General features: G+C 55.8%; 21 protein-coding genes and 1 tRNA gene. 13 read left to right on the top strand and 9 right to left on the bottom strand.

Annotation, left to right across the window (positions count from 1 at the left end; translation table 11 throughout):
• Positions 1-129: 129 nt before the first annotated feature.
• Positions 130-321: a hypothetical protein gene (locus LNA76_RS07375; protein ID WP_094196318.1), complete on the bottom strand. Its 192-nt coding sequence runs from the start codon at positions 319-321 to the stop codon at positions 130-132.
• Positions 322-403: 82 nt separating this feature from the next.
• Here LNA76_RS07375 and LNA76_RS07380 point away from each other — a divergent pair, with 82 nt between their 5' ends.
• Positions 404-1,093, top strand: coding sequence for a LexA family protein (locus LNA76_RS07380; RefSeq protein WP_199827875.1), 690 nt, complete (start codon positions 404-406; stop codon positions 1,091-1,093).
• 36 nt (positions 1,094-1,129) lie between these two features.
• On the opposite strand, the gene LNA76_RS07385 is transcribed toward LNA76_RS07380, so the two are convergent.
• Positions 1,130-1,396, bottom strand: coding sequence for a hypothetical protein (locus LNA76_RS07385; RefSeq protein ID WP_108727262.1), 267 nt, complete (start codon positions 1,394-1,396; stop codon positions 1,130-1,132).
• Positions 1,397-2,182: 786 nt separating this feature from the next.
• Here LNA76_RS07385 and LNA76_RS07390 point away from each other — a divergent pair.
• Positions 2,183-2,261 (top strand) — tRNA-Ile (locus LNA76_RS07390).
• Positions 2,262-2,406: 145 nt separating this feature from the next.
• On the opposite strand, the gene LNA76_RS07395 is transcribed toward LNA76_RS07390, so the two are convergent.
• A complete protein-coding gene (locus LNA76_RS07395) occupies positions 2,407-2,892 on the bottom strand; it encodes a DUF4440 domain-containing protein (protein ID WP_230018637.1) in 486 nt (161 codons plus the stop codon).
• A gap of 290 nt (positions 2,893-3,182) precedes the next feature.
• Here LNA76_RS07395 and LNA76_RS07400 point away from each other — a divergent pair, with 290 nt between their 5' ends.
• The 7 genes from LNA76_RS07400 to nhaA all read left to right on the top strand — a co-directional run bounded on the left by LNA76_RS07400 (position 3,183) and on the right by nhaA (position 7,979).
• Complete coding sequence (locus LNA76_RS07400; RefSeq protein WP_108727259.1) at positions 3,183-3,941, top strand: M48 family metallopeptidase; 759 nt, start codon at positions 3,183-3,185, stop codon at positions 3,939-3,941.
• Positions 3,942-4,246: 305 nt separating this feature from the next.
• Positions 4,247-4,648: a YchJ family protein gene (locus LNA76_RS07405; RefSeq protein ID WP_108727258.1), complete on the top strand. Its 402-nt coding sequence runs from the start codon at positions 4,247-4,249 to the stop codon at positions 4,646-4,648.
• Positions 4,645-5,115: a GNAT family N-acetyltransferase gene (locus tag LNA76_RS07410; protein ID WP_108727257.1), complete on the top strand. Its 471-nt coding sequence runs from the start codon at positions 4,645-4,647 to the stop codon at positions 5,113-5,115. Before LNA76_RS07405 ends, LNA76_RS07410 begins: the two co-directional genes overlap by 4 nt.
• A gap of 36 nt (positions 5,116-5,151) precedes the next feature.
• Positions 5,152-5,670 (top strand): DedA family protein, encoded by a 519-nt coding sequence (locus LNA76_RS07415; protein WP_108727256.1) that lies wholly within the window; start codon positions 5,152-5,154, stop codon positions 5,668-5,670.
• 6 nt (positions 5,671-5,676) lie between these two features.
• The gene (locus tag LNA76_RS07420; RefSeq protein ID WP_094196252.1) at positions 5,677-6,021 is read left to right on the top strand and encodes a DMT family transporter; all 345 of its coding nucleotides are present in this window, start codon (positions 5,677-5,679) and stop codon (positions 6,019-6,021) included.
• A 16-nt stretch (positions 6,022-6,037) separates the two neighbouring features.
• Positions 6,038-6,496 carry a D-aminoacyl-tRNA deacylase gene (dtd, locus tag LNA76_RS07425; protein ID WP_230018638.1) on the top strand — a complete coding sequence of 153 codons (459 nt, stop codon included), beginning with the start codon at positions 6,038-6,040 and terminating at the stop codon, positions 6,494-6,496.
• 118 nt (positions 6,497-6,614) lie between these two features.
• Complete coding sequence (nhaA, locus tag LNA76_RS07430) at positions 6,615-7,979, top strand: Na+/H+ antiporter NhaA (protein ID WP_230018639.1); 1,365 nt, start codon at positions 6,615-6,617, stop codon at positions 7,977-7,979.
• 50 nt (positions 7,980-8,029) lie between these two features.
• Here nhaA and cnbZ read toward each other — a convergent pair whose 3' ends face one another.
• Positions 8,030-8,791 carry a 2-amino-5-chloromuconate deaminase CnbZ gene (gene cnbZ, locus LNA76_RS07435; protein WP_094196249.1) on the bottom strand — a complete coding sequence of 254 codons (762 nt, stop codon included), beginning with the start codon at positions 8,789-8,791 and terminating at the stop codon, positions 8,030-8,032.
• 379 nt (positions 8,792-9,170) lie between these two features.
• Between cnbZ and mgtE the strand changes: the two genes are divergently transcribed.
• The 4 genes from mgtE (at position 9,171) to LNA76_RS07455 (ending at position 15,297) form a co-directional block, all read left to right on the top strand.
• Complete coding sequence (gene mgtE, locus LNA76_RS07440; protein ID WP_094196248.1) at positions 9,171-10,511, top strand: magnesium transporter; 1,341 nt, start codon at positions 9,171-9,173, stop codon at positions 10,509-10,511.
• 160 nt (positions 10,512-10,671) lie between these two features.
• Positions 10,672-13,638, top strand: a complete 2,967-nt coding sequence (locus LNA76_RS07445; protein ID WP_230018641.1) for an MHYT domain-containing protein — start codon at positions 10,672-10,674, stop codon at positions 13,636-13,638.
• Positions 13,631-14,647 carry an HD-GYP domain-containing protein gene (locus LNA76_RS07450; RefSeq protein WP_121738662.1) on the top strand — a complete coding sequence of 339 codons (1,017 nt, stop codon included), beginning with the start codon at positions 13,631-13,633 and terminating at the stop codon, positions 14,645-14,647. Before LNA76_RS07445 ends, LNA76_RS07450 begins: the two co-directional genes overlap by 8 nt.
• 119 nt (positions 14,648-14,766) lie before the next feature.
• Positions 14,767-15,297: a helix-turn-helix domain-containing protein gene (locus LNA76_RS07455; RefSeq protein WP_094196245.1), complete on the top strand. Its 531-nt coding sequence runs from the start codon at positions 14,767-14,769 to the stop codon at positions 15,295-15,297.
• A 9-nt stretch (positions 15,298-15,306) separates the two neighbouring features.
• Here the strand turns inward: LNA76_RS07455 and LNA76_RS07460 are convergent, their stop codons facing one another.
• From LNA76_RS07460 to LNA76_RS07480, 5 genes are all read right to left on the bottom strand, one after another.
• Positions 15,307-15,723 carry a hypothetical protein gene (locus tag LNA76_RS07460; protein ID WP_230018642.1) on the bottom strand — a complete coding sequence of 139 codons (417 nt, stop codon included), beginning with the start codon at positions 15,721-15,723 and terminating at the stop codon, positions 15,307-15,309.
• Between the two features lie 12 nt (positions 15,724-15,735).
• Positions 15,736-16,851, bottom strand: a complete 1,116-nt coding sequence (locus LNA76_RS07465; RefSeq protein ID WP_230018643.1) for an aminotransferase class V-fold PLP-dependent enzyme — start codon at positions 16,849-16,851, stop codon at positions 15,736-15,738.
• 15 nt (positions 16,852-16,866) lie between these two features.
• Positions 16,867-18,165 (bottom strand): MFS transporter, encoded by a 1,299-nt coding sequence (locus LNA76_RS07470; RefSeq protein ID WP_230018644.1) that lies wholly within the window; start codon positions 18,163-18,165, stop codon positions 16,867-16,869.
• Between the two features lie 98 nt (positions 18,166-18,263).
• Complete coding sequence (locus LNA76_RS07475; protein WP_230018645.1) at positions 18,264-20,663, bottom strand: mechanosensitive ion channel family protein; 2,400 nt, start codon at positions 20,661-20,663, stop codon at positions 18,264-18,266.
• Between the two features lie 43 nt (positions 20,664-20,706).
• Positions 20,707-23,148, bottom strand: a complete 2,442-nt coding sequence (locus LNA76_RS07480; protein WP_230018647.1) for a DUF3772 domain-containing protein — start codon at positions 23,146-23,148, stop codon at positions 20,707-20,709.
• Between the last annotated feature and the right edge of the window lie 179 nt (positions 23,149-23,327).

Raw genomic sequence — 23,327 nt, forward strand, 5'->3', positions numbered from 1 at the left:
GACCCCTGACCCCAACAGGCCAAGAACATCCGATTAATAGGCAATGCCCCAAGGGCACAAGAACTGTGTCACCCCATGACACAGCCGATCTGTCAGGTTCGGCTTACAAGCCAACCCCATCTTGAATGCTTAGATATTTCTAGAACTTTCTTTGGGTGCTGGGGCAGGCACCACCGGGTTCATGTGATGGAACACCAGTTGCCAAACGCGAGGAATGACACCGGCCTTCTCCCATTGAGATATGCGGCCTTTGCTCAAGCCTGTGATACGCAGTACGGCTCGGCGACCGCCCATTTCTTCGATGATGTGTTTAGCGTTCATGTGTTGAGTATAGATAGTTCTAAACGCAAAGAAAAGAAATATCTAAACCTATGTTTAGTTTTTTCTTGTTTTAATGTTGAACATGGATATTTACTCGATTCGCCGCAGAAACCTGCAACGCCTAATTGAAGACCGCGCTCACGGCAACGCGGCTGACTTTGCGCGCTCTATTGGGCGCACACGGGCCCAGTTGGCCCAGTACCTGTCATCCACCTACAACGGCGGGCGCAGCATTGGCGAACGAGTGGCGCGCGCCATAGAAAAAGAAGTGGGTCTGGAAGCACATAGCCTGGATCAACAAGGCTATGGCTATGGTGCCAAGCGTGATTTTGACTCCAACGTGCAAAACGCCATGATGGGCGAGCGGCGCATTCCCCTGCTCAACTATGTGCAGGCAGGTGTCTTTCGAGACCCGGGCCAGAACTTCACGTTTGAAGAGGTAGAGTATCTGCTGACAGATCTGTGCCTGTCCGAGCGCTCTTTTGCCCTGCAGATCAAGGGCGATTCCATGTTGCCGGACTTCAAGGAAGGCGACCGAATTATTGTTGATTGCGAGCTCACGCCCCGCCCCGGGGATTATGTCGTCGCCAAAAATAGTGAAGAAGAAGCCACTTTCAAGAAATACCGCCTCCTGTGCATTGATGAAGGCGGGCAAGAAATCTTTGAACTGGTGCCGCTGAACGAAGACTACCCGTCCATTCGCAGCGACCAGCATGCCATTGAAATTATCGGCACCATGGTGGAACACCGGAAATACTATCGCCGGTCATAAGCCACTGACTGCGCGGCCTACCCGGCGTGGCGCGGCCTAACGCTTTTTCATTTCCTGATCGACCTTCTCCATCCAGGCCTGGTCGCAAGGTACGGGCTCTACAGAAGCTTTCCCGTACAAACGAAAATGGACCACGTTGCACCACTCCTGCGAGCCATAATCAGGACCATGGCCTTGGCCATCTGAAACAGCCAATTGGCGATCCACCTGTTCCAACCATGCTTGGCTGCCAACTGCCTCAGTGGGCGCCATCGTTTGACAAGCGGCTAATAATAAAGCGGGGAAAAGCATTACGATTCGCATGACATCATCCAAAATAAAATAGCTATTACAGCAGAGCACAAAAAGAAATGTATTTTCAACGCTCTTTCTATGGCAAAACCATCGGGGGTTCAAGCTCGTCCCTGGCGCGTGAGACAAAAATGAAATGCTTGTTCCTGTGCCTGATCATGGCACTGCTACCTCTCGATACACAGGCACGAAATACCCCCTGTTCAGGCAAAAAAGGCGGTATCTCCCATTGCGAGGGGGAGGTTTTTGTATGCCGTGATGGTTCTGCCAGCGGCAGTAAACGATCTTGCCCCGCGTACATCGGTACAACAGGACGAAGTTCGCCATCGGCTCCACAAACGCTGCTGTCAAACAGCGCTTGCACATGTGCCAGTGGCACCTATTGCACGGGCCCGCGTGGGGGCCGCTATTGCGAAACCAGCACAGGTAGCAAGCGCTATCAACGCAAATAAAAATGCCGACTGAAGTGCTTGCTTAGCAATTGCCTTTTTTCGCCTGGCCGGGTGGACAGTGGCGCTGACCATATCCGCCGTGCCCATCTGGATCCACAATGACAGAACCTCTGGGGGTATGAACAGCACAGGCAGAAAGAATGGATGTCAGGGTCAGGGCTAAAAACAGTGTTTTCATCATTATTCTCTGGATTTCAGACGCACCCATTGTCCTCCAAGGATAAACAACAAGGTGCTACCAATCGCGAGCAAATACGGTTGGCTTCCCAGACGCCCCCATCTCTTGCGTTGCGCGCAGCTTCGCTAGGCATAAACACGGACTTTATGTAATAATTGCGGACTTGTTGCCCCTCTAGCTCATGCTTGGTTAGAGCAGCGGACTCATAATCCGTTGGTGCCGTGTTCGACTCACGGGGGGGGCACCATCCCATTCCCCTTGCCAGCGTCGGCCTACACAAATAATGATAATGCCGAACTTGCTTGTTCTCTGCCGTTTAGCGTCCAGCCAGCAGCAAGCTTAAAACCTGGGTTTGGTGCTATTTGAGCACGTCACCCAGGCTTGAAAAGCGCTTATTTCTCAACAGGCGAAAGTGAGGAGTGGTGGCTGACGATGAGCCAGTCCTGGCCGTTCCACTGATACGTATAGGTATAACGCGCGCCTACGTCTTTACCGCTGCTGCCCATATGAAACGTGTACAGGCCCGAGTCCACGGCCATATTGCAGCCCAGGGTGATTTGTCTGTCCGTTACCTTGCCTTGCGGTTTGGCGGCCAGAAAATGTTCAAAGTAGTCTACTTTTTCTGCCGTGCTAACGCGGTTTACTCCAGACAGTGTGGGCAACAGAATCGAACGCTCTGCATAGTTCTTAGCAACAACGTCAGGCTTGCCAGTTTGTAGAGACTGGTTCCAACGTTCAAACAAAGCGGCAACGCCTGACTCATCTATCGGTGCACAGCTCTGTGTCATTTGGGCGCCCGGACCACGTTCGCCCTGGGTGTGAGCCGCGCACCCCGCCAGTACCAGTGTTCCCAGCAACACCATGATTTTCTTACTCATTTCCTTGTCTCCCTCGCGTTTTGTGAAGTAAATAGTAACACTGGTACCTAATCATTACATTAGCGTTTACCTCCGAATGGGACTTATCTTCTGGGCGGCCCACGGCAAGCATTCCAGCATAAATATCATCTTGGATTAAAACGCTTTAACCTCGCTTATCGTGCTCGCCTACACCTCTTATCTGCGTGCAAGGGCGGCAGCAATAATTGTTAAATATTGTTTGATATACAGACCCTTCACTGTCGAATCATTAAAATCGCTTCTTTTTTTATAAGTAGAAGGGGAAATCCATGACTTTTCGTATGGGTGCGTTGGCTGCCATGTTGGCCGTCGCTGGCCTGACAGCAGGCTGTCAGACTATGGATGTGGGTGGCTTGGTGGGTGCTGGCAGCAAGGCTGTTCAGGCTTTCAGCTTGTCTGATCAGGAAGTGGTCGCTTTGTCTGATCAATCCTGCAAGCAGATGGACGCTGAAAACAAAGTGGCCAGCGCCAACAGCAAGTACAACAAACGCCTGCAACGTGTCGTGAAACCATTGACGAAACAGTTGAACGGCCAAACACCAAACTTCAAGGTTTACCAGACTCAGGAAGTCAACGCCTGGGCCATGGCTAACGGTTGTATCCGTGTTTACGCCGGCCTGATGGACAAGATGAACGACGACGAGTTGCGCGGCGTGATCGGTCACGAAATGGGTCATGTTGAGCTGGGCCACAGCAAGAAAGCCATGCAAACCGCCTACGGTCTGTCCGCCGCTCGTGATGCGGCCGCCGCGACTGGTAACAGTGTGGTGACTCAGTTGAACTCCAGCCAATTGGGCGAGCTGTCCGAAGCATTCCTGAATGCTCAGTTCTCGCAATCGCAAGAGTCCGCTGCTGATGACTACTCCTTTGACCTGCTGACCGAGCGCAAGCTCAAGACGCAAGGCCTGGTCTCTGCCTTTGAAAAATTGGCAGCCTTGGACGGCGGCGAGAGCAGCGTGATGAGTTCGCACCCCGGCTCCAAAGAGCGCGCCCAGCGCATGCAACAGCGTATCGACGCGGCTAAATAAGCCAGTTCGACGTAGCCAAGAGCATGCCTGTGACCCGTCCGCTTTTGCGGGCGGGTTTTTTATGGTGCACACCTGGGCGAGCAGCAAGACTTGGACAATCGCAACGTCGCCACCACAAAGGCAAGCAGGAACTTTTCGGCAGTCAGAAATCCCAATTACACAGCTTCAGTACTCGTACTAGCTCGAACACCCCAGGCATGAGAAGTCACCGCCTTGAAAAAGTTACTTTTCGTCGCGGGGGGCCATAAGCCAATACCGGCTTTCAGGTATGCTTGTGCCATTCTTTGGTCTTGGCAGTTACGCTCTTGAAAAAGTATTCCTCTTCAAAACCTTCCTGCCCCTGTGGCAATTCCAACCCCTACGAAGCCTGTTGCGGCCCGTGGCATCAAGGCCCCCAATACCTGCAAGCTCCCGATGCCGTCACCTTGATGCGTTCACGCTACTGCGCGTTTGTACGCGACGATCTGGACTACCTTCTGGCCACTTGGCATTGCTCCACCCGCCCCCATTCACTGGAACCCAATCCACAGGGTTTGCAATGGCTGGGCCTGGACGTGCGACGCCATGAGCGTGTTTCCGACACAGAGGCGATTGTAGAGTTTGTGGCACGCAACCGTTTGCATGGCCGGGCCAATCGTCTGCATGAAATCAGCCGTTTTGTCCTTGAGCAAGGCCAGTGGTTTTACGTGGACGGGGATTTTTCATGAGCCAGCCCAGTAAGCCGGAACAAGTGCAACAGATTCATGGTTCCAGCCTACCCATGGCTTTACTCCTGGAGGCTGACCCCAGCACAAGCCTGATTGAACGCTACAGGGACACGCCGCACGCCTGGTGCATCCGGGATCAGCAACACATTGTGGCCGCAGCGATTTTGCAGCGCAACAATGCCCAGGACTGGGAACTGATGAACATGGCTGTTTTGCCCTCGCATCAAGGTCAGGGACTGGGTCACACGCTGCTGTCAGCCGTGATTGATTATGTGCGCCAACAAGGTGGACAGACCTTGTTTGTCGGCACCGGCACAATAGGCTACCCGCTGTTTTTCTATCAACGCGCCGGTTTTCGGATTGTAGCGATTGAACCCGATTACTTCCTGCACCATTACGACGAAGCGCTGTTTGAGGACGGTTTGCAGCACAAAGACCGCCTGATTCTGAGTTTCCCCCTGAACTAAAGGACAAGCCATGACTGTCCCTTCCTTCTGGTTGATATGCTAAGTACTTTAAGCAATTTTGCCGAACAAGCCACAGCGCTGATCAGCGCGCACCCTCAATGGGTTGCGCCTGCCGTATTTGCGTTGTGCCTGGTTGAGTCTCTGCCCTTTTTGGCACTCATCATTCCAGGTACCGCTATCCTTTTATCTGTCGGTGCGCTGGTTGGCGCTGGCGAAATGGATTTGCTGCCCGTCTGGCTGGCCGTCACTCTGGGCGCAGGCATCGGCAATGCCATCTCCTTTTATCTGGGCCAGCGCTACGGCGGTAATCTGTTCCATTTCGAATGGGCGCGCAAGCGTTTGCACCTGTATGCAAAAGCACAAGCGTTTTTTGCTCGCTGGGGGTGGTTCAGTATCGTAGCCTGTCGTTTTGTGGGCCCTTTGCGCTCGACGGTTCCATTAATTGCGGGCACCTGCGCCATGTCACCCGTCAGCTTTCATATCTCCTCCTGGGCTTCAGCCGCTTTATGGGCCAGCGTCCTGCTGCTGCCTGGCTGGTTCAGTTTTCAACCTTAATTTCCCATGACTCCTGTAAGCCTGGCCTACCTGCATTTATTCGTCGCGATTATCTTCGAGATCATTGCCACCAGCTTGTTGCAACGCTCTGAGCAGTTCACCCTTGTCGTACCCAGCGTATTGACTGTGCTGTTTTATGCAGGCGCGTTTTATTTTTTGTCGCTTAGCCTGCGCGTCATGCCTGTTGGCGTGGCGTATGCCATCTGGAGTGGTGTAGGCATTGTGCTGATTTCGCTGATCGGCTGGGTGCTTTTCAAGCAGAAACTGGATTTGGCCGCTATGATCGGTATCGCCTTTATTGTGGTGGGCGTACTGATTGTGAATCTGTTCTCCAAAGCTGTCGGCCACTGATCTTCGTGAACTATCTATGATTGCCTTGATTCAACGGGTACGTCAGGCCCAAGTCGATATTGAAAACCAACCCGTTGCAAAGATTGGGGCTGGCATGGCCGTGCTGGTCTGTGCTGAACACGGTGATACCAGCGAGCAAGCCAGACGTTTGCTGGACAAGCTATTAGCCCTGCGCATTTTTTCCGATCAACAGGGCAAGATGAATCTGAACCTGTTGCAAGCGGGTGGCCAGCTTTTGCTGGTCAGCCAATTTACCTTGGCTGCAGACACGCGCAAGGGTAATCGCCCCGGTTTCAGCCGTGCGGCGCCCCCTGCCCTTAGCCAACCCCTGTTTGATGAACTGGTGTCCATGGCCCGCACCCGCCTTCCTGATACACAGTGCGGCGTGTTTGGTGCCGATATGCAATTGAGTCTGACCAACGATGGCCCAGTCACTATTCCCCTGCATATCACTCCTGACACTGCCTCAAGCTGACGTTTGCCTTAAAGAAACTCCCTCCCTATAATTGCGCAGGGTGTTTTGCTGGCATGGTGCAGCAGGGCAGGTTAAACATATACGCAAGGTCGGGCCGCCTTGTGGAGATTTGCCGACCATGTCCCACCCCTCCTCCGGTACGCCCTTACCGCGTGCCCATGTCGTAACCCGCCAGCTTCAAGCGCAATTACAGCGGCTTTTGCATATCGAAGCCCTGGGCGGGGTTGTCTTATTGCTAGCCGCTACCGTGGCTTTGATCTGGGCCAACTCCTCATTTTCCGATAGCTATTCAGCCCTCTGGCACACACAAGTGACTTTGGAGCTGGGCCCATGGCGTTTCTCGCAAGATCTGCATTTTTGGGTCAACGACATTTTGATGACCCTGTTTTTCCTGGTTGTCGGGATGGAGATTCGTCGCGAGATCCATGACGGGGCCCTGTCTGATTGGCGCTCGGCCATGCTGCCTATCTGTGCCGCCCTGGCTGCCATTACCCTGCCCGCGCTGATCTATGCGGCCATGAACCCCGATCCAAAAGTGTTGATGGGCTGGGCCATTCCTACGGCTACCGATATTGCGTTTGCCGTTGGCGTATTGGCGTTGCTGGGCCGTTCCCTGCCCCCCAGCTTGCGGATATTTTTGCTGGCACTGGCCATTATTGATGACCTGATTGCCATCCTAATCATCGCCTTCTTTTACTCTGGCGGACTGGACTACAGCGCCTTTCTAATTGCCGGTGTTGGCATTGTGGCTGTTCTGGGTCTGCAAAAAATGGGCATCGGTTCGGCTTGGGCCTACGTCGTTCCCGGCGCCATTCTATGGTTTGGCATGCTCAAAACCGGTGCTCACCCGACCTTGGCCGGTGTGGTCCTGGGCATGATGAGCCCGGTACGTGCCCTGCCCCTGCCACGCAAGGCACGACACCTGAATCTGGAGCTGGCCACCAAGCTGGAAAGCCAGCACGATACCCATGAAATCATGTATACCCTGCAAAAAATGCAGTTAGCCCAGCGTGAAATCCTGCCTCCGGTCCAGCGCATTCCCGCGTTGCTGCACCCATGGGTGGCATTTATCATCATGCCTGTGTTTGCCCTGGCCAATGCCGGGGTCAGCCTCAATGGTCTGGACCTGAATGCCGCCGGCGCGCAAAGTGCCCTGTTTGGCGTGGCTATTGCCTTGATTGTGGGTAAACCGTTGGGGGTCTTGCTAGGCACCTGGCTACCCGTTCGCCTGGGCCTGTGCACCCTGCCGGCTGGCATGAGTTGGTCCGGTGTCGCCTTGATCGGTTTGCTGGCTGGTATCGGCTTTACCATGTCCATCTTTGTCGCAAACCTGGCCTTTGCCGAGCCTGTTTTGCTGGATGCAGCCAAGTTGGGCGTACTCTGCGGCTCCCTGGCATCGGCCACCCTGGGGTTGGTATGGGGCTTGATCGTACGCCGTCGCTATCAACGCTCTGCGTCTGAAGCGGCGTATAGCCAAGCATAAAAAAAACAGGCCCACGCAAGCGTGGGCCTGTTTTTTTAAGGGTGAATCAATTAATCAATGGTCAGCACACGCTCGTTCAAGATACGACGGCAATCCATTTCATACTCCAGATCCTTCACGGGAGGACGAGCCAGATGCCAGCCCAGACCATGGCTAATCGCCCCGCGCCTGGCCAACTCACTGGCCATAAAGGGGTGCACATTATGCACGGTGTAAGCATGGGTGGCCGTGGTATCGGCCCACTCATGGCCCAGCACTTCCAGACGACGCTCCATTTCATCCAGGACCCATTGGGCTTTCTTAAGTAGGCCGTCAGGCGATACATCCCGATAAGCCACAATGCTTTCAATATCGTCATCGGGGGTTTCGGGCACTTCGCAACTGCCCGCAATCACAAAGGTGGCTTCTTCAATATCGGTTTCCACCGTATAGCTGAAAGCGTAAAAGCTAGGCTCGGCAGGCGCACCGACCAAAGGCGACACATTGCTGCGCGCGACCGGATTGTGTTTGCCTTTGATCAGGCCCCACTCTTTCAGCGTTTCCAGGTACAGCTCATTGAATTTGTTGAAGTCGCTGTCGCTGACTGGCTCGGGGGAGCGCAGCTCGCAAGCGCACAAGGCCGTCAAAGGACGCTCTTCCGCTTCCAGCACGGCTTGAATCAGGTCAAAGCCTTCTTTCAGTGGCACGGGAGCCGAAAACACGACCCGGCAGATCTCGTAACCGGGCTGAGCGGCCACCCCGCCCGAAAAGCGGGTCACGCCGGTCGGAATGAAGCGGTAGTTGCCTTGGTCAAAATTAATCGCATTGCTCATGGTTGTTCCTGATCGTGTAGTGGGCCTGGGCCCGCCTGGGTCGAGTCGCCGCCAACGCGGCAAAGCGGGCACTATAGCACCCTCTGAGCCATCTCAAGTTCGATGCATGGGCGCAAACGCCACCTTAACCGCACAAATCATTTATCCGCACCTCATCGCAATCATTTTGACTTCCCGCGCAGACCTCCCTACGATGGCGATATTCTTCACCACGCTGATTGTCTGCTTGGTATAGCACTGAGCGGTTCTATGGGTAAATCATGGATCGATTCACAGACATACTTCACCCCTTCCATCAGCCCTTCCCCCAAAAAAATACTTGCCTGACGTTTCCCACGCCAGACCATTTTCTGTACTTGCGCGTCCACTGGAGTACTGCATGTCCCTGCCCCCCTCAACTGATTTACTAGGCCCTCAGACCCCTGTTGCCGACATTGCTCTGGCCCTGAACGAGCTGGAACGGCGCCCGGCCCTGCAAGCAGCCCAAGAGCTGGATAACCAGCGCTTACAAGCCTTGCTGGAGATACCGGAGCTGCGTTGGGCCAGTGCCATTGTGTTGGAGCTAAGCAGCCCCGAGCGCCTGCCGGTGCTGGAAACACTGGCCGAAGACCGTATGGCCGACTTGCTACAGGATCTGGACCACGAGGACCAAGAGCAGATTCTGAGCCGCCTGAGCCAAGCTACCCGCACCTCCATCATGCGACTGATGCACTATCCGGCCGATACCGCCGGCGGCATCATGACCACCGAGTTTCTACAAGTACCCATGAGCTGGAACGTCGCCCAGACCCTGCAGCATATCCGCGAAGTAGAAAGCACTCGCGAGACGGTCTACGCCATCTATGTCGTTAACGACAAACAACAACTGCAATTTGTCGTGCCCTTGCGCAAACTGGTGTGCGCCGACCCGCAAGCCGCCTTGACTGAACTGTGGAGTGGCGACAGTCCTATCGCCGTGCAGGCGCTGACCGATAAAGAAGCCGTTGCCCAACTGATACGCCGTCACGACTTTCTGGCCATCCCGGTCGTGGACGAGACCCAGGCCATCATCGGCATTGTGACGGTGGACGACGTCATTGACGCCCTCATGGACGAAGCCGCGGAGGACATGAACCGCTTCGGGGGGGCCGAACATATTGGCAAACCTTATTTGCAGGCCGGCTTTAGCACCATGATCCGCAAGCGTGGAGGATGGCTGGCCATTCTGTTTTTGGGTGAAATGCTGACTGCCAGTGCCATGCAGTATTACGAGATACAACTGGAAAAAGCTGTGGTCCTGGCCATGTTCATTCCCTTGATCATGAGCTCGGGCGGTAACTCCGGCTCGCAGGCCACGTCCCTGCTGATTCGCGGTCTGGCCCTGGGCGAAGTCCGGGTACAGGACTGGTGGCGTGTGTTACTACGCGAACTGCCGGTGGGCCTGGTACTGGGCACCATGCTGGGGGCGATTGGCTTTGTTCGTATTGAAGTCTGGCAGCACCTGGGGCTATACGACTACGGCGAACATTCCTTACTGATCGGTTTGACGATCTGGATGGCCTTGGTCGGGATTGTCACCTTCGGATCCTGCATCGGCTCTATGCTGCCCTTCATTTTGCAACGCGTCGGTTTTGACCCGGCCAGTGCCTCGGCACCGTTGGTGGCCACTTTGGTGGACGTGCTCGGTTTGGTCATTTATTTCTCCGTCGCTGCACTGCTATTGACCGGAACATTGCTCTAGTTATGAATGTTTTTGTTCAATCCATACAAAAAATTGCACAGTGAGAGACAAACTCGGTAACCTATCCGAGTTTCAGCGTTACATTCCCTCTCATTTGCAGAGGGAGCCAAACTTATTTTGCGTAATTTGGCCCCGTGGGCCACTTCGAACATGAGCACCTATGCGGATACTCGACCAGTTCTTCATCAGTGCAGACCAAATGGCTCCCTTTTTAGTTGGCAGCTATAACAGTGGACTGGTCATCCTGTCCCTGCTGGTTGCCATCTTCTCTTCGGGCATGGCCTTGCAAACGGCCCATATTGCCCGCATGGCAGATTTAAGGCTGCATCGTCAGATCGCCATTTGCACGGGTGCCATTGCCTTGGGCGGCGGCATCTGGACCATGCACTTTATTGGCATGCTGGCCTTTGAACTCTGTACCAGCGTGCATTACGACCCGGCCATCACCATGCTGTCGGTTCTGCCCAGCGTAGGGGCATCCTGGGTAGCGCTGCAAATCCTCTCGCAAGCCCGAGTCCAGCGTTCGCATCTGATCATGGGCGGCATCTTGGTGGGTCTAGGCATTGGCACCATGCACTACAGCGGCATGGCTGCCATGCGTATGGCGCCGGCGTTGCGCTATGAACCTGTTACCTTCTTCTTGTCGATTGTGCTGGCGGTAGTACTGGCCACCGTGGCCTTGTGGATACGCTTTCGCCTGCATCGCACCCGTCTGACCTTGCTGCAGCGTGTGGTGATCAGCGGCATTGTGCTGGGCTTGGCCATCTCCGGCATGCACTACACCGGCATGGCAGCTGCCCGTTTCATTGGCCAGACCACGCCCCCCGATGACATGATCATCTTCAACAGCACCTTTGCGTCCATGGTGCTCTCCACGTTCACCATTACCGTGACCGTGCTGGTAACCGCGGCCAATGGTCTGCTGCGCTATCGCCAACTGTTTTTGAAGATGGAGGAAAGTGAATCGCACAACCGGGCCATTGTGGATACGGCGATTGACGGCATTATCACCATCAACAGCAACGGGACCATTCTGGACTTCAACCATTCGGCAGAACGCCTGTTTGGATGGAAAGCCGGGGAGGTGCTCGGTCGCAATGTGAATATGCTGATGCCCGAGCCAGACCGCTCGCGCCATGACAGCTATCTGTCCAATTACTTGCGCAGTAATGACCCCAAAATCATTGGCGTCGGTCGGGATGTGACCGGACTGCGTAAAGATGGCAGCTTGATGCCGATGCGCTTGGCCGTCGGCAAGGTTCGCCAGCCCGGTGAGCCGCTGTTTGTCGGCTTTGTCACGGATATGAGCCGCTATAACGCGCTGACCGAATCCTTGCGTCAAAGCGCCGAAAAAGCCGAGCAGGCCGCTCAGGCCAAGAGTGCCTTTCTGGCCAATATGAGCCATGAAATCCGCACCCCATTGAACGCGATTATTGGTTTTAGTGACTTGATGCTGAACGGTCAGCTCAATGCACAACAGAACAAGCACCTGAACATCATCAATCAGTCCGCCCGCTCTTTGCTGGCCTTGCTCAACGATATTCTGGACACGACCAAGCTGGAGCGTGGCTCGGTAGAGCTGGAGCAGGTCGACTTTTCCCTGCTTGACTTGTGCAAGCAGATTGAGGCCTCGCTGCGTTTGGCTGCGGATGCCAAGAACCTGGAATTCCGTCTGAATTATGCGCCCGAGCTGCGTCTCTTTTATAAAGGAGACCCCTTGCGTATTCAGCAGGTGCTGAACAACCTGATCGGCAATGCCATCAAGTTCACGCAAAGCGGCGCAGTACACGTCGATGTGACCCCTGAACCTGGGCGCAATGCCGTCTGCATCCGCGTCACCGATACGGGTATCGGCATGACCCCCGATCAGTTGCGTGATGTCTTTACCCCCTTTACGCAGGCCGATGTGTCCATCAGCCGCCGCTTTGGTGGTACGGGCCTGGGTGTGTCCATTGCCCGCCAGTTGGTCGACCTGATGGGCGGCACGCTGGAAGTCCAAAGTACCTTGGGCGTGGGCAGTGTATTCGAGGTCCGCATTCCACTGGAGCCCGGTCAAGAGCCCAGCATGAGCCCGGAGGATGATCACCTGCCCAAACTGCCTGCGCTGCGCATCCTCGTGGCCGATGACGTCAGCCTGAATCAGGAACTGTTGACTCTGGCCCTGGAGCAGCACGGACATTCTGTTGTGGCAGCCGATAATGGCCACAAGGTGTTGGAGCTGCTCTCCAAGGAAGACTTTGATGTGGCTTTGCTCGATGTGCATATGCCCGAGCTGGACGGCCTGGAAACCGCCCGCCGCTGGCGCGAACAGGAACGCCGCGAGGCACGCCTGCCCTTGCCTTTGATTGCGCTGACCGCCAGCGTCATGGAGTGCGATCGCCGCGCCACCGAAGAAGCCGGGATGAACGGTTTTGCCACCAAACCGCTGAACCTGCCCGCTTTGTTGCAGGAAATTGCACGGGTCATGGGTTTAACCCCCGCCGTCCCCAAAGAGCATCACGCCGAACCACAACACAGCAGCCTGATCGATTGGGAAACGGGCGTGAGCCTGTGGGGCTCGCCCGTACGTCTGCGCCGCGCCCTGCTCAGTTTCCTATCAGACCTGCAGACCCGTTACCCGCTTGATGAAATCAAGCAAGCCTCACCGAACTGGGAAGTGGTGCTGAGCAGCTTGCACGGCATTCGCGGCACCTCGGGCAATCTGGGCCTGCCACAGGTTTGTGCACTCAGCGCCGAACTGGAAGAAAAAGTTCGTCATGGCCAGACGCGCCAGATGCGTGGCCGCATTGCGCAACTGCAGGAAATGTTCAGTCGCATCGCCCACGAATTAAGCCAGGATGGCGCCCCAGCGTCCTCTTCTGAGCCACAGCACGTCGTGGTTCCCCCCACCGATCTCGTCTTGAACCATCTTCATGCCCTGCATAACAGCGTCTTGCTCAATGAGCTTGATGAGCCTTCTTTACAAGTGATTTGCCAGTATCTGGAAAGCACAGGGCAAACCGATACCCTGAATAATCTCAATAAAACTATCGACGTATTCGACTTCGTTCAGGCCAGCATCATCTTGTCTGCGTTAATCAAAGACCTGGATGCCAGCTTGGCTGAAGATACGCCACGCCATGAATGAATTCACCGCGCCACGCCCTACCCTTTTGCTGGTCGATGACGAACCCGCCAACCTTCAGATTCTGCGCCATACCCTACAACAGGATTTCCGTCTGCTCTTTGCCAAAGATGGCTTCAAGGCGTTGGAGCTGGCCCAGCGGGACCTGCCCGACCTGATCCTGCTGGACATCATGATGCCGCAGCTCTCGGGCTATGAAGTCTGTCGAGCCTTAAAAGCGGACCTTAACACCCGCCACATCCCTATCATTTTTGTAACAGCACTCTCGCAACCGAACGACGAGCAAATGGGTCTGGGCATGGGGGCGGTAGACTACATCTCCAAACCCTTTAATCCGGCGATCCTGCAAGCGCGCATACGCAACCACCTGTCTTTGGTGCAAATACAGGAACTGCGCGACAGTCGCCTGCAGATTATCCGATGCCTGGGCACCGCTGCCGAATACAAAGACAACGAGGTTGGCCGTCACGTTATCCGCATGAGCCACTACACTCGCATTCTGGCTCACTGGCTGGGCTACTCCAGCGAAGCGGCCGACGAGTTGCTGCATGCAGCCCCCATGCACGATATTGGCAAAATCGGTATCCCGGACTACATCTTGCAAAAGCCAGGCAAGCTGTCCGCTGAAGAATGGGAAATCATGCGTACGCACACCTTGATTGGTGCACGCATTATTGGCCAACACTCCCACGGCCTGCTGAAACTGGCACGCACCATCGCGCTGTATCACCACGAGAAATGGGATGGCAGCGGCTACCCCTACGGCTTAAAGGGTGAAGACATCCCTCTGCCTGCCCGCATTGTGGCGGTGGCCGATGTATTTGATGCGCTCGCCAGTGAGCGGCCTTATAAAAAGGCCTGGAGTGTGGAGAGCTGCATTAACTATTTACGCGAGCAAGCAGGCCTGCACTTTGATCCGCAACTGGTTGCCCTGCTGGACAAATGCTTGCCCGAAATGCTGCATATCAAAGAAAAATGGGCGGATGACGCACACCCGCTGACAAAGACCTAGCCCCACAAAACAGTCCCGCCCCCATCTTCTGCAACCCGACTGTCAGACTGGCGCACCCCCCCGCATCCCGGCAGGCTTGTCTTACAATAAGGGCTTTCCCACCTACTGCCCGATCCTACATGGCCGCTTTGCGTATTCGCCAAGTCCGACTTCATAAAAAGCTGTCTCTGCGCAAGCTGGCCGAGCTTGCCCAAGTCTCCCCCGGCCTGATCAGCCAGGTGGAACGCGGGCTGACTCAACCCAGCCTGGACACCTTGCGCCAAATCGCGCGAGCACTGGATACCCCCTTGTTTTCCTTGCTGGATGACAATGTGGAGCAAGTGGCGGTGGTGCGCCAGAATCAGCGCATGAGCATTCAATCGGCCTCGGGCGTGCAGTACCAACGGGTGTCGCCAGGCTTTGGCAGTATCGAAATGCTGGCGGGCTTTCTGCCGCCGGGAGGAAGCTCGGTCGGGCAGCGCTGGAGCCACCCTGCCGAAGAGTGTGTGCTGGTCACCGAAGGCCAGCTACTGGTCGATGTCGGGGATGATCAACACTGTTTGCAAACGGGCGATAGCTGTTATTTCAACTCCAGCCTGCCTCATGCCTACCGCAACCCTTACGACAAGGATGTGCGTTTTATTGTGGCGATCACCCCACCCAGCTACTAAGTGCCAGAATTAGACGGCGCTGTGCAACTGGGCCTGAATCAGATCCAGCTCCGTCTCATGACAGCGCTGCAAGCGTAGCCAACGGTTTTCATCCATATCTGCACTACGCGTGGCCAGCATGATCAAAATGCAAGAATCCTCATCCAGCGGTTGCACCATGGCACTGATACGCGGCATACGTTGCGTAGCGTTGCCTACCCAATAGCGAATCAGCCCTTGTTCGATCAAAATCTCGACGCTGACGTGGGTTTGGCCACCGTCAAACAGGGACGTCCCCACGACCAGCCCCGGCTCCACGGTTCGTGTGTCAAAGCAGCCCAGGGACCAACGCCCCAAGGCATTCAGATCTGCCATAAAGTCCATGACCTGCGAAGCCGGACGTTCAATGCGGCGACTGGCCTGATGAGCCCACCTTAAACTATCCATTCCCCTTCCCCCTTACCAAGCTGTCTGCAAGGTGTCGCACAAGCGCAGCACATCCTGCTCGGTACAGACATTGCCAGGCGACAGACGCAAGACACCGTCGCGCTGGTCACAATACAGCTCCTGCTCGCGCAACAGATCAACCAGGGCCTGGGCACGCTGGGCACTACTGGCACGCAACATAATGCTGCCGCCGCGCTCATTCTCAGCTAATGGCGTCAGCACCGGCCAATTAGCCTTGGCAGCACGATCCAGCAAGACAGCCGTCAATGCCCGGTTTTGCTCCAGCAGGTTTTCCACGCCGCTTGCCAGCACAAAGCGCATACCGGGCAAGGATGCAATGCTGCCCAAAACAGCCGGGGTGCCATGGTCAAAACGACGCGCACCCTGGGCATAACTGAACTGGTCCAGATTCCAGTTAAAGGGATTTTCCTGACTGAACCAGCCGCGAAACTCAGGCTCGCACTGCTCGATCAAATCCGCACGCACATGCAACAGACTGGCCCCCGACACACCGCAGGCCCACTTCAAGGAAGCAGACAAGGTAAAAGCCACACCTTCATGCACGGTAAACGGCACCAGACCGGCCGCTTGCGTCAAGTCCAGCGCCATCAGGCTGCCATGTTCCGTAGCACACTGCGCCATACGATCCACATCCACCCGATGCGAGGAGGTTGAGCTGACCCACGTCACCAAGGCCACCCCCACACTGTCATCCCAGGCCTTGATGAAATCATCGTCCGTCACATAGGACAGACCGGCGCTCAAAGGCACGGTACGCAAGGTAAACCCCAAACGCAGAGCCAGCTTTTGCAGCAGGAAATGCAGGCTGGGAAAGCAATCGGCCGCCACCAGCACAGTACGTCCTTTCAGCACGTGCGCGGGCAAGGAGCCCAGAATGCTGTACAGGCCACCAGTGACGTTTTCACTAAGCGCAACATCCTTGGAGTCAGCGCCAATCAACGCGGCCCAGGCATCCATGAAAGCCTGTTTTTGGCCCAAGGCGTAGCCCCACTGCGCATCATCCGGTGCCGACCAGACCTGACTGAACTGATCCAGCTCGGCACGCATGGCGGCTTCCTTGCCCTCGAACATGCCTATGGAGTGATAAAGAAAATATCCGGACATCATTCACTTCCTTGAAAATCAATCGGCCAGCTGACGGCCAGAGGTTTCCTGCACCGTGCTCAAGGCCACAATGCCGATCAGCGCCACCACCATCACGTAAAAGGCAGGTGCCATGCTGGAACCGGTCAGACCCGTCAACCAGGATGCGACAAAAGGTGCCGTCGCCCCGCCCAGAATAGTGGCGATGTTAAAGCCCAAGGACACGCCGCTGTAGCGCACTCGAGTAGGAAACAATTCGGCATACAGGGGGTAACCCACGGCCTGGACCACAATGAACGGAAGAATGGACACGGCCACCGCAATGACGGCCAGCGGGAAGCTGCCCCAGGAAGCAACCCACATGGTCAGCGGCACCAGTATCAGATAGCCCAGCAAACCAATCGTCAGCAAGGGCTTGCGGCCGAAACGGTCAGACAGGCCGCCAGCAAAAGGCATGATGAACGCCGAGCACAAGGTGACCAGCGAAATCAGCCAGAACACCGCCGTGCCGTCGTACTTCAGAGTGTGAATCAAGTGAGTGCTTAAATAGACCACGCCCACATAGCCTGCCGCATTCTGGGCAAAACCAATCGCAATAACCTGCAACAGAGGACGACGGTAATCACGCACAATCAAGGACAAAGGCGAGTGCTCGGGATGATGGCTCTTGAGCATTTCCTTAAAGCGCGGCGAATCCTCAATACGCGAACGAGCCCAGACGCACAGAATGATCAAGGGGATGGACAGCAGAAAAGGAATGCGCCAGCCCCAATCCAGCATGGCCTGCTTGCCGACCAGCGCCGTCACCAAACCGGCAACGCCCGTTGCCAATGACAAGCCCAAGGTGGCCGCTGCCGGGTTGAATGCCCCAAAAAAACCGCGCTTGCCGGGGGGCGAGCATTCCGCCACATAAGTGGCCGCGCCGGTAATTTCGCCACCCGCAAAAAAACCCTGCAACAAACGGCACAGCAGCAACAAGGCCGGTGCAGCCAGCCCCAAGGTCGCGTAGGTCGGCAACATGCCCATCAAGGCACTGGCCACCCCGATCCCCACAATGGTGAACATCAAGGCAGCGGTGCGGCCATGCTTGTCACCGAACCAGCCAAAGAAGATCCCGCCCAAAGGGCGGGCCAGAAAGGCGCCGCCAAATACGGCCAGCGTGGACAGCAAGGCCGCGCTGTCATTACCAGTGTGGAAAAACAGGACGCTTAACATTACCGCCAAGACACCATACAGCTGGAAATCGTAGTATTCGATCATTGTGCCCAAACCAGCAGCACTGGCAGCACGCCAGGGCGATACGGCTGCCTCGCCCTGAGAGGACTGTTTCTTGCTCATGTCTCATCCATCCTGTTGCGCATCACGCGCTTTTCTGTTTAGTGTGGCTAAACAAATTATACGGATGAATATTTCAGCTTTCAATCACTGGGAAAACCCTAAAGGTCTTCGTCCTCGGCTTTGTCCTTGTCCATGGCTTCCTGCACCCAGCGTTGCGCCGGATGCAAGCTGATACCCTGCTGCCGCAGACGGCGCAAGATATCCAGCATCAGGTTGCTGCGCACCCGGCGATGCACCCGCATGCTATTGATGAAACAACGCGTACTGAACGCGACCCCATCGCCAAAAATCCCGTCACACGTCAAGATAGGGGCAGGCTCATCCAGAATTTCCGGCTCGGCCAGCACCGCGTCGCGCAAAATCTGCATGACCACATCGGCATCTACATCCAGCGGGAATAACAGGCGGGACTCAATCGCCCCCAAAGAGGTCGGCGTGTAAGTCAGGTTACGTACCTGCCGGCCCATCATCTGGGCGTTGGGGACCATCACCATGGTGCGATCAAACCGCTCCACGTAGGTCGCTCGCAAACGGATCTGGCGCACATTGCCTTCACTGCCCTCTACCTCCACCCAATCTCCCACTTTGACGGGACGCTCCACCATCAGCATCAAACCGGAAGCAATGTTCTGCACAATACCCCGCAAGCCAAAACCCACCCCCACCGTCAAAGCCGTAAAAATCCAGGTAACGGACTCAATCGGCACACCCAGCATGGATAAGCAGATCACCAACAAAACGAAGTAAGCGACATAGCCCACCATGCCGACGATGGCATTTTGCAGGCCGGGTTCCAGAGTGGTGTTGGGCATGTAGCTCTGACGTAACCAGGTACGCAGAAAGTGGATCAGTACCGCCCCCACCAGCATCACGCCCAAGGCAATCAGCCACAAGTCCAAACGCCACTGCACGGCCCCCAAGCGCAAGGCCTCACGCGAGACATCCAGGCCCGACTCCAGCATCTGTTTGGGTTCAGTCAGCCAATCCCCGCTGACCATCCAGATGGCCAGACCCAAAACAGTCATACGGGCGATAGCAAAAAACACAATAATGAACTGACTTTGCACGCGAATCGGCGCTGCATCCGGATCGTGGCTGCGATGACGCAAATACGCCAGCAAAGAGTCCGCCATGTCCTGCAACCACACCATCCCCACGTAGGCCAGCAAGCCCAGGAGCAAGGGCATGGTCATGAAATGCGACATCAAGTCATCCGACAGGCCTTGCCAGCCTGCGATGAACAAGCCCAACACCAGGGTGTACACAAGGACACCGCCTTTAAAGGCCAAACGCGCCCAACTGCGACCTGTTCTGCCTGCCCCCTGCCCCGAAGCGTCCGTACGGTTGAACAGCTCGTCACGCAAAACCCACAAACCATAGCCGTACAGGATCAGATACAGCAGGCTGCTCACACCGTCAGCCAGCGACTGAAATGCATCCGAGACACCTATCGATCCTCGGAAAAAACCACTTATGACGTCCGCGTAGACGACCAGAAAGAAAGCGGGCGCAAAGTAACGCAGTCGACGTTGAGTCTGCGTGGACACAGGGATCAAACGCCAGGAAGCCCGAGGCTGCAGCACTATACCCTTGATACAGGCTAGCGCCACGGCCGCCACCCATGCACCCACTTTCAAGTAAGCCAGGAGCTCCAACTGGGTTTGAGCAAGATCTGGCCGCTGAAACACCCGTTCAATCAACTGATCCACCACCACCCAGATAGCGATAAACCATAAGAAAAAATTGGCGATGGTCAGGCTGGAGCGACGCAAACGCCCAGTTGGCAGATAACGGCTTACCCAAACTGGCATGCCGCGAAACAATACCAGCATCAACAACACAACAGCGGCCGCCATCCACAATGAAGCACTGCTTTGCCGCCAACTGCTGTTGCTCCACGTTTCACGCCATTGCTGAGCAAAGTCGGACAGTTTCTGACGGTCTGCAGGCCAGGCCTGGCCCAACTCGGGCAGGCTTTCCAGCAACATCAGGGAGGAATCGCGTTGCCAGCGCTTGGCGTGCTCGTAACGCTCGGTCGCCTCTCGCAATAGTTGGCGGGTCTGCTGCGCTTCCAGCTGTACCAGGCGCGCTACGCGCAAATCAGCGCGCAAGGCCGCATCAGCCCGTCGTAACTGCATTCGCTCGTTATGAAGCGTAACTTGATCCGCCTCATCCCCCGCGTCCTCGCCCAACTCTTGCAAACGGGCTCGCAACAGGCGGCTGCGGCGCTCCAAGGACTGCACCGTCCGGCCAGACAGCTCCAGCGCCTGCAACAGTTTCTGATCTTGCTCGTAAGCACGCTCCGGTTGTATCGAGATCTTGTTGTCGTCCAGACGGTACTGCATCAGGCGGATTTCGTCCTGAGTCCGCTGCAGATCGCGCATCATTTGACGCTCTTGCTCGACCTCGGACAAGGCTTGTGCCTGTGCGCTTGCCCAGGCCCCCATCAGGCTCAGGCACAAGAGCAAGACCTGTACACCTAGTCGTAGCGGCTTCATGGTTTCCGTCTCCCTGGACCCTGCCTGTTGTTGTTATCTGGATTTAATCATTCAACAAGGGATTATTGTTTTCTGTCTGGCTGGCCGCCGGCGTCGTTGGCAAGACCGTCATGGTTTGCGTATGGTGCAGCGCCAACCCTTCTTTTCGCAACTCATCCAGAATATCGAACATCAAGACGCTACGTACCCGGCTGCCAATACGAGGTGACGAGACATAGCAGGTGGCGGTGAACTGCAAACCATTGGCATCAAAGCCATCGAGTGTCACATCCGGAGCGGGGTCGGCCAATACATCGCTATAGTTCTGCATCACATCCAGCATGATAGAACGCACCCGTTTAGCGTCCGTGTCGATAGGCATATTGATCTTGACTTTCACCACCCCCAAAGGATTGCTCAAGGTCACATTGCGCACGGTTTTGGTGATGAATTCGGAGTTCGGCACAATCAGGGTGGAGCGGTCAAACATCTCGATTTCTGTGGCACGAGCATTGATCTTGCGAACATTGCCCTCCACCCCGTTCAGGCTGACCCAATCGCCGATTTTGATGGGACGCTCGGCCAGCAGGATCAAACCCGACACGAAGTTCTGCACCACCGCCTGCAAACCAAAACCGATACCCACGGACAAGGCGGAAATCACCCAGGCCATGCGCTCCAGGCCGACTCCCAAAGACGAAATTGCCGTGGCCACCACAATGAAATAGCCCACGTAGCTAAACAGATTGGCGGTAGACACGCGCATACCGGGATCAATACGCGTTGCGGGCAAAAGCTGGTTGGCAACCCAGCGTTGCAAGGTTTTCACGAACACAATACCCAGCACCAGAATCAGCACCGCCAGCAACACAGAGCTAGGTTTGAGCTGCACCTGTCCTAGAGAAAAACCCGTGACCAAAAAACCAAGGCGACGCTGCAACCACTGCGTGGGGTCTTCCCCAAAGGGCAGCAAAACCAGCGTAATGGCCGTGATAATCAAGCACAGACGCAGAGCCCCGGACAATACAATCACAATCTGGCTGCTGCCGCGCAATTGTGAACTGGTCCATTCATTAGCAGCCCGCTTTTCCTTGAACTGCAGCAACAGGCTTTGGCCGATATCGGCAATCAGCGCGACCAGCACATAACAGGTGCAAATCACCAGACTTAGCCACAACATCTCCTGCACAATCAAGCTGCTCAGCGCGATATAACCGAGCAAAAAGGCGATCATGCCCAGCACAATCACCACCCCCAGGGTGATGGGAATAGCCCGCAACCAGGTCGTCCCGTGCTGTACGGGGGCCGTTTTTTGCGGGTCGTCACCCGCGTCAGGCGCCGGCGTCTTGTCCCGCCCCTGACTTAAATTCCAGGCGGCGATGGCGATAAAAATGCTCAGGGTCAACGTGTTAAAGCTGTTGACCAATAACGTCGTGCTTAGCGTGGCGTTGATCAGTCCCAGCAATTGCTGCGACATCCAGGTCAAGGCCACCATGATGCCCAGCGCCAGCGGCAGCCAGGCCAACTTCAAGGCGACCTTGCTGGGAATAGGAGGCAAACGCCAACTAGGACGTTGTGCTGACAAGAGCACACGCCCCATTCCCGTCACAAAACCACCCAGGTACAAGGCAAACACGGATTTGGACACAAAGCTGGCCAGATTCGCAGTCAGATTGCCGTTCCAATAAAACAGCCCTGCCGCCACCGAAGCCAGCAAACCGGGGGTCAGGCTATAGAGCACGATCAACGCGGTGGCATAAAAAGAGCGTCGTAAACGCGAAGGCTTGGTGTGGCTGATGGTAAAGCGCTCTAATCCCCGCACCGCCCAGACCGACAGGCCCAGCAGTACGACGGCTAATGCTGCCGCCAACCACGGCACATAACCAGGCAAGTCCGTCACCCGTTGGGCCAGATCTTTGCGCATGCGCTCTACCCGAGCCAGGTCACCGGGCAAATCACGCGAGACATTGCGCCAGAAGCGCGGCGTCAAAACCGATTGCGACTGTCGCCCCAGCTCCGCCTGAAAAATCACCCGGCGCTGCTTGGACACCTGATCCAGACCTTGCGTGGTTTCCACTCCAATCAAACGGGCCAGCTTGATCATGCCGTCCAGCTCGGTCACCGCTTGCTGCAACTGTGCACGCTGACGGGCAATGTCCTCGGACTCACCGGCCGGATCATCTACCGGCCCCAACTGACTCAAACGCGCCGTGACACTCACTAACTCGGGTTCCAGGCGCATGCTCATATCCTGCGCCTGCTCTTGCGCCAGCAACAACTGATTGCGCAGGGCCACCAGATCCGAATCACCTAAACCGTCATTTTTCTGCAAACGCTCCTGCACCGTTTGCAGCGTGTCCCGCAATTCATTCAAAGATTCACTGGCTTGGGCAGGCGTCCAGGCCACCGTCTCAGCCGCAGTGGAAACCGTCACGATGCTCAGCGCAAGCACCAGCAGCCACAAGGACAAAAAAGCACACAGGCGCGAACGGCGAAAGGCGTGCATCAAGAAAACTCCGGCTAAACAATCAGGCCCCTCATGACAATGTCAGGGCAGCAGAAACATGCACAGAATACCGAAAGAATCACTCTCTTGGCACAAAACAAAAGGGACAGGCGAAAAATCCCGCTCCCCCAACCGGCTCAGAGCGCCTTGCGCTGCATGCCCTACCCAGTCAGCCACGG

The sequence above is a fragment of the Alcaligenes sp. MMA genome (genome assembly GCF_020907215.1).
GTDB classification, from domain to species: Bacteria; Pseudomonadota; Gammaproteobacteria; order Burkholderiales; family Burkholderiaceae_B; genus Alcaligenes; species Alcaligenes aquatilis.